The organism is Brevundimonas sp., assembly GCF_031082345.1.
Taxonomy (GTDB): Bacteria; Pseudomonadota; Alphaproteobacteria; order Caulobacterales; family Caulobacteraceae; genus Brevundimonas.
In genome coordinates, this window is the sequence record NZ_JAVHLH010000126.1 from 1 (window position 1) to 7,985 (window position 7,985).

Here is a 7,985-nt window from a genome sequence, read left to right on the forward strand (position 1 = left end):
ATTGCGGGAGAAGGGCATCCATGTGAACTGCGTGCTGCCGAGCATCATCGACACGCCCGAGAACCGCAAGGACATGCCCGACGCCGATCCATCGACATGGGTCCAGCCCTCCGACCTCGCCCGCGTCATGCTGTTCCTCGCCTCCCCGGACAGTCGGGCCATCACCGGGGCCTTGCTCCCGGTCACGGGCCGCGTCTGATGCAGCTGACGCGCTCGGTCCTCTACCTGCCCGCCAGCAACGCCCGCGCGATCGAAAAGGCGCGCGGCCTGGACGCGGACGCCGTCATCCTCGACCTCGAGGACGCCGTCGCCCCGGACGCCAAGGCCGGGGCGCGTCGTGCGGCCGTCGCCGCGCTGGAGGCCGGCGGTTTCGGGCCCCGCGTCGGCGTTCGGGTCAACGGTCTGGACACCCCTTGGGGCGCGGATGACCTGACCGCACTCTGTGTTCACAAGCCAGAATTCGTGGTCGCGCCCAAGATCGAGAGCCCGGAAGCCGTCCGCGACGTCGCCGCCCGGCTGCCCCAGGGGGTCGCTCTGTGGATCATGATCGAGACCCCCCTGTCGGTGCTTCGCCTCGACCGGATCGCCGGCGCCGGGGCGCCGCTCGCGGCCCTGATGCTCGGGATCAACGATTTCCGCGAACAGATGAACCTGGTGCTGGGCCACGATCGCGAGCCGCTCAAGCCCTGGCTGGCCGCCGTGGTCGCCGCCGCCCGCGGTCATGGCCTGCTGGCCATCGACGGCGTGGTCAACGCCACCGACGACGCCGACCGGCTCGCGGCCGAATGCCGGCAGGGCCGCGCCTTCGGCTTCGACGGCAAGAGCCTGATCCATCCGAACCAGATCGCCGCCGCCAACGCCGCCTTCTCCCCCTCGCCCGCGGAGGTCGCCAGGGCCGAGGAGGTAGTCGCCGCCTTCGCCGCCGCCGACGCCCAGGGCAAGGGCGCGATCCGGGTCGGCTACCGGATGGTCGAGCGGCTGCACCTCGAGGCCGCCCACCGTCTGCTGGCCCGGCACGCCGCCATCTCGACGCCGCCCCGGGACGGGCCTATCTAGTCCGTCCAGAAACAGAACCCAGCCGGCCCTCAAGCAGCGAGCGGCCGCGCCACGAGCGACAGGGCCACCTCTTTCCATGACCAAAGCCGTCATCGCCGCCACCGGCCTGTTCACGCCGGAGCAGTCCATCTCCAACGAGGAACTGGTGGCGGCCTACAACGCCTTCGCCGAGCGCTTCAACGAGCAGCACGCGGCCGGCATCGCCGCCGGCGACCTCGAGGCCCTGACCCCGTCCTCGGTCGAGTTCATCGAGAAGGCGTCCGGCATCCGGTCGCGCTTCGTGATCGACAAGGCCGGCGTGCTCGACCCGACCCGGATGGTCCCGAACATCCCGGAACGCGCCAACGACGAGCTGTCGGTGATGGCCGAGATGGCGGTGAAGGCCGCGCAGCAAGCCATCGCCGCCTGGGGCAAGCCGGTCAGCGAGATCGGCGCCGTCCTGTGCGCCGCCTCCAACATGCCCCGGCCGTATCCCGCCCTGTCGATCGAGGTGCAGCAGGCCCTGGGCATCGAGGGCTTCGCCTTCGACATGAACGTGGCCTGCAGCTCGGCCACCTTCGGCATCAAGACCGCCGCCGACTTCATCGCCTCGGGCTCGGTCAAGGCGGTGCTGATGGTCAATCCGGAGATCTGCTCGGCCCATCTGAACTTCAAGGACCGCGACAGCCACTTCATCTTCGGCGACGTCGCCACCGCCGTGATCATCGAGGCGGAGGACCAGGCGAAGGACGGCTGGGAGATTCTCGGGACCCGGCTGAAGACGGTGATGTCCAACAACATCCGCAACAATTTCGGCTTCCTGAACAAGGCGGCCCTGCCCACGGGCGAGGCCGAGCCGGTCGCCGCCAGCGGCCTGACCGACAAGATGTTCGTCCAGCAGGGACGCAAGGTGTTCAAGGACGTGGTGCCGATGGTCTCGGACATGATCGTCGACCACGCCGCCGAGCTGAGCGTCGACCCGACCGGCCTGAAGCGGCTGTGGCTGCACCAGGCCAACATCAACATGAACCAGTTCATCGGCCGCAAGGTGCTGGGCCGCGAGCCGACGCCGGAGGAGAACGTCATCATCCTCGACGACTACGCCAACACCTCCTCGGCCGGTTCGATCATCGCCTTCCACCTGCACCACGACGGCTTCCATCCGGGCGACACCGGCCTGATCTGCAGCTTCGGGGCCGGCTATTCGGCCGGGACGGTGTTCGTGCGCAAGCGGGCCTAGGAGCCTTACGCCGCCGCCACGGCCTCGATCTCGACCAGCCAGGCCTCGTCGAAGATGCCGGTGACGATCACGGTCAGGGCCGGCTGGCGCCCCGCCAGCCGCCGCCCCCGGACCTCGCGGTTCTCGAGGGCGTAGCTGCGGTCCGACAGGAAGGTCGTCACCTTGACGAGGTTGTCCAGCGTCATGCCGGCGGCGCCCAGCTGGGTCTCGATATTGTCCCAGACCTGTTCGCACTGGCCGGTGAAGTCGGCCGCCAGCGAGCCGTCGGGCGCGACCGGAATCTGGCCGGACAGGTACAGCCAGCGGCTGGGCCCCGTCACCTCCACCGCCTGCGGATAGGCGCCCTCGACCGGCGGCGAGCCGTCGCCGGTCAGGGGCCGTATCGTCGCCATCACTGGCGGGCGGCGTCCGAGCGGGCGCGCACCTGGGCGAACTCCGAGGTCGGCTTCCAGCCCGGCCAGTCCTCGCCGTTCGCGAGGTCGAGACCGAGGTGATACAGCAGGGTCAGGTTCTCGGTCGCCGAGGTCAGGTCCCAGTCCGCCGACCATTCGTCCGACGGCTTGTGATAGTCGGCCCCGAACTTGGCCCGCCACGCGGCCTCGCCGGCCTCCCGGCCGCCCTCGACCCAGTCCCAGCCGTGCCACGGCATGATCGCCGGCACGCCCGCCCGGGCGAAGGGGAAGTGGTCCGAACGGTAATAGAAGCCCTGCTCCGGCATGCCGTCGTCCGAGACGTAACGGCCCAGCGGCGCGGCCAGCGCCTGCAGCCGGTCCTCGAGGTCGTTCTGGCCCTTGCCGAAGATCGGCACGTCCTTCGTCGGCCCCGACAGCGGCAGCATGTCGATGTTGATGTCGGCGACGGTCGTCTCCAGCGGATACACCGGGTCGGCCGCATAGCCGTAGGCCCCCATCAGCCCCATCTCCTCGGCCGCCATATGGGCGAAGACGATCGAGCGCTCGGGCCGCGGGGCCTGGCTGATCTGGCGGGCCATCTCGACCACGCCGGCGGTGCCCGAGGCATTGTCCCAGGCGCCGTTGAAGATCTTGTCGTCGCCCGGCGTCTCCGGGTGCTGGGCCTCGCCGCCGACGTGATCCCAGTGGGCCGAATAGATGATGGTCTCGTTCGGCCGTTCGGTTCCGGGAAGCCGGGCCAGCAGATTGTGCGTGACCAGGGTCTCGCTGGTTTCGGCGGCGTCCACCGACAGGCTCACCCCGTTCAGCGCCACCGCCTTGAAGGCGCCGGAGCCGATGCTGTCCAGCTTGTCGATGTCGAGGCCGGCCGCGGTCGCCCACTGCAGCGCCACGTCGTGGTTGATGGCCATGGAGAATTCGAGGTCGGCGCCGCCCGGCGTCAGGGTCCGCGTCCGGCTCGCGTACTGGGTCATCCGGGTCCACATCGGCGAGGACGCCGGCTGGGGCACCAGGGTGACGAGGCCGACCGCGCCGCGGCGGAAGGCCTCGTCCGCCTTGTAGGCGCCCGACTCATAGTTGGTGCTGTACTCGCCGTTGAACAGCTCGCCCTCAGGCTCGCCGCCCATCACGACCACGACCTTGCCGCGCACGTCGATGTCGCCGTAGTCGTCCCAGTTCCGCTCCGGCGCGGTGATGCCGTAGCCGGCGAAGACCATCGGGGCGCCGCTGATCGAGGCGCGGCCGTCGTTGGTGGCGGCGCGCAGGGTCACGTCCGTCCCGACGGTCAGCGGATGGCTGACGCCGTCCGGGCCGGTCCAGCTGGCGCTGGCCGCATCCGCCACCGGCGTGAAGCGCTTCAGGTGCACCGGCTGCAGCCACTGGCCGTCTGGCCCGCCGGGCTCCAGCCCCATGGCCTCGTACTGCGCCTGCAGCCAGGTCAGCGTCATCCGCTCGCCCTCGGTGCCCGGATAGCGGCCCTGGAATTCGTCGGCGCTGATGGTGCGGATGTCGTTGCTGATCCGCTCGGCCGAAAAGTCCTGCGACAGGGCCGATCCGGCGGCGAACAGCAGCGCCGCGGCGGCGACGCCGCTGGTGAATGCACGAAACATAGAGGAACGCTCCATCCCGATTTTGGGCGCAGTCTAGGGCGGCCCCGACGGACCGCCCATTAAGTTTTCGTCATGTCCGCCTTGACTGGGCCGGCCCGTCTCAGTCCCGCGCCGAGGCGCTCGCGGCCCGGGCGGGACCGAATTCCGAGCCCGGCTTCCAGCCCGGCCAGTCGCGGCTGTTGGCCAGGTCGCGACCGATCCACAGCGCGACCTCCATGTCCTCGATCTGCCCCGCCAGATCCCAGTCGGCCGACCATTCGTCATCGGCCTGGTGGTAGCGTTTCGAGCCGTATTCATCGCGGGCCGCTTCGCGCGGCGCGACCGGCGGATCCCGGAACGCGCCGCCGCCCTCGGCGTAGGCCATGGGCACGCCGCGCTTGGCCAGCGGGAAGTGGTCGCTGCGGAAATAGCTGCCGGCGGCCGGGTTGGCGTCGGGCGCGATGCTCCGTCCCTGACGGGCGGCGGCGGCGGCCAGCAATTCGTCCAGCTCCGACTGGCCGTATCCGACCACGCCGAGGTCGGCGACCCGGCCATAGACATTCATCGCATCCATGTTGAACCCGGCTACGGTCTTCTCCAGCGGCCAGACCGGATTGGCGGCGTAGTATTCCGAACCCAGCAGGCCGCTCTCCTCGGCGGTGAAGCTGATCATCACGATCGACCGTTCCGGGCGCGGCCCCGCGCCCCAGATGCGGGCCAGTTCCAGCAGGGCGGCGGTGCCGGTGGCGTTGTCGACCGCGCCGTTGAAGATGGCGTCGCCGTTGGCGTCCGGCTCGCCCACCCCGATGTGGTCCCAGTGGGCGGTGTAGAGGATGGTCTCGTCCGGGTGCGTCGCGCCCGGCAGGCGGGCGAGGACGTTCTTCGTCGTGATCTGGGTGGCGGCCACGTCGAACATGCCGCTGAAGGTCGCGCCCGGCAGGGCGACCGGTCGGAAGTCGCGGCTGCGCGCCTGCACCTTCAGGGCGTCGAAATCGAGCCCCGACTTGCGGAACAGGTCGACCGCCACGTCGCGCTGGATCCAGCTTTCGACCGGGACGCGCTCGGCCGCCGCGTTCTCGCGCACGATGTCGAACTGCGGGCCGGACCAGCTGTTGGTCACCGTGGCCCAGCCATAGGAGGCCGGGGCGACCTCGTGGACGATGATGACGCCCGCCGCCCCGCGCCGGGCCGCCTCCTCGTATTTGTAGGTCCAGCGGCCGTAGTAGGTCATGGCCCGGCCGTTGAAGGTGTTCAGCTCGGGCTGCTCGAAATCGGCGTCATTGACCAGCACGACGATGACCTTGCCGCGCACGTCGACGTCTTTGAAATCGTCCCAGTTTCGCTCCGGCGCCGTGATGCCGTAGCCGGCGAAGACCAGCGGCGCGTCGTCCAGCATCACATGGTCGCCGGGCAGGCGGGTCGAGACCACGATCTGCTGGCCCTGCGTCAGGGGAACGGTCTCTCCGGCGATCTCGAAACTGGCCTGCACGTTCGAGGCCGTGAACCGGTTCAGGGTCACGTCCTGGGTCCAGCCGCCGTTCTCTCCCCCGGGCTGGAAGCCCGCCGCGGCGTAGTGTTCCGTCAGATAGCGGACCGTCATCGTCTCGCCCGGCGTGCCGATGCCTCGCCCCTGGAAGCTGTCGTCCGACAACACGCGGGCACGCTCGGACAGGCGGGCGGCGTCAAAGGCGGCGACGGGCGCCGGGGCCTCGGCGCCCGCGGTGGCGCAGGCGGAAATCAAGGCGCAGGCGGCAAGCGCGGCGGCGGACGAAAGGAGACGCATGGACGGAAACACCCTCAGCCGAAAACGAACCGGCCGGACGTTAGGGCGTCGATCCGCCCCTGTCGATGCGACAGCCGGCGCTAGCGCGGGGAGACGGCCCCCTCCGCCGGCCAGCCGGTGTCACCAACCCGGGTCAGGCGCATGTCGATCATCGGCCGGGGCGGCTGGCCCTCCGCGATATAGGTTCCGACCTCGTGCCAGGTCCCGTCGCGGACGACGGCGACGTATTCGATCCGGGCGTTCGGTCCGGCCGGCGTCTCCCAGCGGAAGCCGTCCTCGGTGCGCTCGAAGCGGTAGTCGCCGGAATAGCCGTTGGCGTATGAGCGGAACCCGTAACGTCCCTCGCGCTCGTTCCAGGACAGCACGGCCATGGCGTTGAACATCGTCGTGCCGTCGGCGGCGTAGCCCCGGCCCTCGATGACCTTGATCGATCCGCCGAGGAATGACCCGACCCGCTCGGTCTGGGTCAGGGTCTCGGGTCCGCCGGGACCGTGGACCACCGCCTGTCCGCGCCACTCCCCGTCCAGGAAGTCCAGCGCCCCGACGGCCTCGCGCTGGGCGACGGAACCGGCCGGTTGAACGGGGACCTGCGCGGAGGCCGTGACCGGCGCGGCGATCAGGATCGCGGCGGCGGCCGCGGACAACATCAGATGCATGGCTTTCATGACGGCCTCTCCCTTATGCTTTGCGTTGTAAAGCACTTGGTGACGCTTGGCAACCCGCGTTCGCCGGAGCCGAATCCGCCAGGCGGCGCAATTGAAAAACCCGCCGGCGCTGATGCCCCGGCGGGTTCGTCATTCGGCGGTGGCCGTCCCCTAGTGGGCGACGCCCTTCCAGATGCGGCGGTAGCTGACGTAGGTCACGCCGGCGAACAGGAACAGGAAGATCATCACGCCCAGGCCGGTCTGCTTGCGCTGGACCTGCTTCGGATCCGACGCCCAGGCGATGAAGGCGGCGACGTCCTTGGCGTACTGATCGACCGTCTCGGCCGAGCCGTCGTCATAGGTCACCTGACCGTCCATCAGCGGCGGCGGCATGGCGATGAAGCCGCCCTCCGGCACGTGGCCCTCGCCAGTCCAGTAGGAGCTCAGGTCGCCCGCCATATAGGGATTGTAGTACTGGCCCGGACCGACCCGCAGCCCGGCGGGCGGCGCCACATAGCCCGACATCAGCGAATAGATGTAGTTGGCGCCGTCGTGGCGCGCCTTGGCCATGACCGACAGGTCCGGCGGGGCCGCGCCCCCATTGCCGGCCGCCGCGGCGACGGCGTTGGGATAGGGGTTCGGGAATTTGTCGGCCGGCACGGCGTCGCGCATGATCGCCTCGCCGGTCTCGCTGTCGATGTCCGGCACCTGGGCCTCGGCGGCCAGAACCTTGACGAAGCGGTTGTCGGCCGGATTGGCCTGATGCGGGTCGTAGAACGGACCGCCCGGCTCGGCCAGGGTGCGGAAATGCATCAGGTCCATGCTGTGGCAGGACGCGCAGACCTCACGGTAGACCTTGTAGCCACGCTGCAGCTGGCCCTGGTCGAAGGTCCCGAACGGCCCCTCGAAGCTGAAGCCGCCGCTGCGCGGGTGCTTGGCGCCGCCGGCGGCAAGTGCGGGCTGGGCCGAGATGGCGAGGCCGGCCGCAACGGCGATCAGGACCAGGGTCTTTTTCATCGAACGCATCGAAGTCTCGAGGGTCATGGTCGGTCTCAGCCCTTCTGCTCGGAAGAGGCGGCGCCGAGCGGGGCGTCTACCGTGGGCAGAACCGGTTCGGAGATGGTCGCCGGGATAGGCAGCGGGGTCTCGCGCAGGCCAAGGAGCGGCATGATCACGATGAAGAAGGCGAAGTAGTAGAGCGTGAACAGGCGCGTCAGCCACAGGTAGCTGTTCAGCTGGCCGTCGAAGAGGACGAAGCTGGGCATGCCCGGCACCACCTGGGCG

Annotated in this window: 8 protein-coding genes and 1 pseudogene; 3 read left to right on the plus strand and 6 right to left on the minus strand. The window is 69.6% G+C overall.

Annotation, left to right across the window (positions count from 1 at the left end):
• The 3 genes from RDU12_RS09370 to RDU12_RS09380 form a co-directional block, all read left to right on the plus strand.
• Positions 1–199, plus strand: a 199-nt coding sequence (locus tag RDU12_RS09370) for an SDR family oxidoreductase (RefSeq protein ID WP_308684505.1), incomplete at its 5' end; no start/stop codon positions are given.
• Positions 199–1,056: a CoA ester lyase gene (locus RDU12_RS09375; protein ID WP_308684506.1), complete on the plus strand. Its 858-nt coding sequence runs from the start codon at positions 199–201 to the stop codon at positions 1,054–1,056. The genes RDU12_RS09370 and RDU12_RS09375, both read left to right, overlap by 1 nt.
• A gap of 76 nt (positions 1,057–1,132) precedes the next feature.
• A complete protein-coding gene (locus RDU12_RS09380) occupies positions 1,133–2,275 on the plus strand; it encodes a beta-ketoacyl-ACP synthase III (protein ID WP_300291398.1) in 1,143 nt (380 codons plus the stop codon).
• Positions 2,276–2,280: 5 nt separating this feature from the next.
• Here the strand turns inward: RDU12_RS09380 and RDU12_RS09385 are convergent, their stop codons facing one another.
• The 6 genes and pseudogenes from RDU12_RS09385 to RDU12_RS09410 all read right to left on the minus strand — a co-directional run.
• Positions 2,281–2,667 (minus strand): RidA family protein, encoded by a 387-nt coding sequence (locus tag RDU12_RS09385; protein WP_300291396.1) that lies wholly within the window; start codon positions 2,665–2,667, stop codon positions 2,281–2,283.
• Positions 2,667–4,295, minus strand: a complete 1,629-nt coding sequence (locus RDU12_RS09390) for a M28 family peptidase (RefSeq protein WP_300291394.1) — start codon at positions 4,293–4,295, stop codon at positions 2,667–2,669. The genes RDU12_RS09385 and RDU12_RS09390 overlap by 1 nt, the downstream gene beginning before the upstream one ends.
• A gap of 100 nt (positions 4,296–4,395) precedes the next feature.
• Complete coding sequence (locus RDU12_RS09395) at positions 4,396–6,057, minus strand: M28 family metallopeptidase (protein WP_308684507.1); 1,662 nt, start codon at positions 6,055–6,057, stop codon at positions 4,396–4,398.
• A gap of 80 nt (positions 6,058–6,137) precedes the next feature.
• The gene (locus tag RDU12_RS09400) at positions 6,138–6,722 is read right to left on the minus strand and encodes a DUF1579 domain-containing protein (RefSeq protein ID WP_300290526.1); all 585 of its coding nucleotides are present in this window, start codon (positions 6,720–6,722) and stop codon (positions 6,138–6,140) included.
• A 150-nt stretch (positions 6,723–6,872) separates the two neighbouring features.
• A complete protein-coding gene (locus RDU12_RS09405) occupies positions 6,873–7,745 on the minus strand; it encodes a cytochrome c1 (protein ID WP_300290528.1) in 873 nt (290 codons plus the stop codon).
• An 8-nt stretch (positions 7,746–7,753) separates the two neighbouring features.
• Positions 7,754–7,985, minus strand: a pseudogene (locus RDU12_RS09410) (cytochrome b/b6); the annotation flags it as partial.

Coding starts and splice junctions, on each gene's coding strand:
- RDU12_RS09375 (WP_308684506.1), top strand. CDS start 199: ATGCAGCTGACGCGCTCGGTCCTCTACCTGCCCGCCAGCAACGCCCGC.
- RDU12_RS09380 (WP_300291398.1), top strand. CDS start 1,133: ATGACCAAAGCCGTCATCGCCGCCACCGGCCTGTTCACGCCGGAGCAG.
- RDU12_RS09385 (WP_300291396.1), bottom strand. CDS start 2,667: ATGGCGACGATACGGCCCCTGACCGGCGACGGCTCGCCGCCGGTCGAG.
- RDU12_RS09390 (WP_300291394.1), bottom strand. CDS start 4,295: ATGTTTCGTGCATTCACCAGCGGCGTCGCCGCCGCGGCGCTGCTGTTC.
- RDU12_RS09395 (WP_308684507.1), bottom strand. CDS start 6,057: ATGCGTCTCCTTTCGTCCGCCGCCGCGCTTGCCGCCTGCGCCTTGATT.
- RDU12_RS09400 (WP_300290526.1), bottom strand. CDS start 6,722: ATGAAAGCCATGCATCTGATGTTGTCCGCGGCCGCCGCCGCGATCCTG.
- RDU12_RS09405 (WP_300290528.1), bottom strand. CDS start 7,745: ATGACCCTCGAGACTTCGATGCGTTCGATGAAAAAGACCCTGGTCCTG.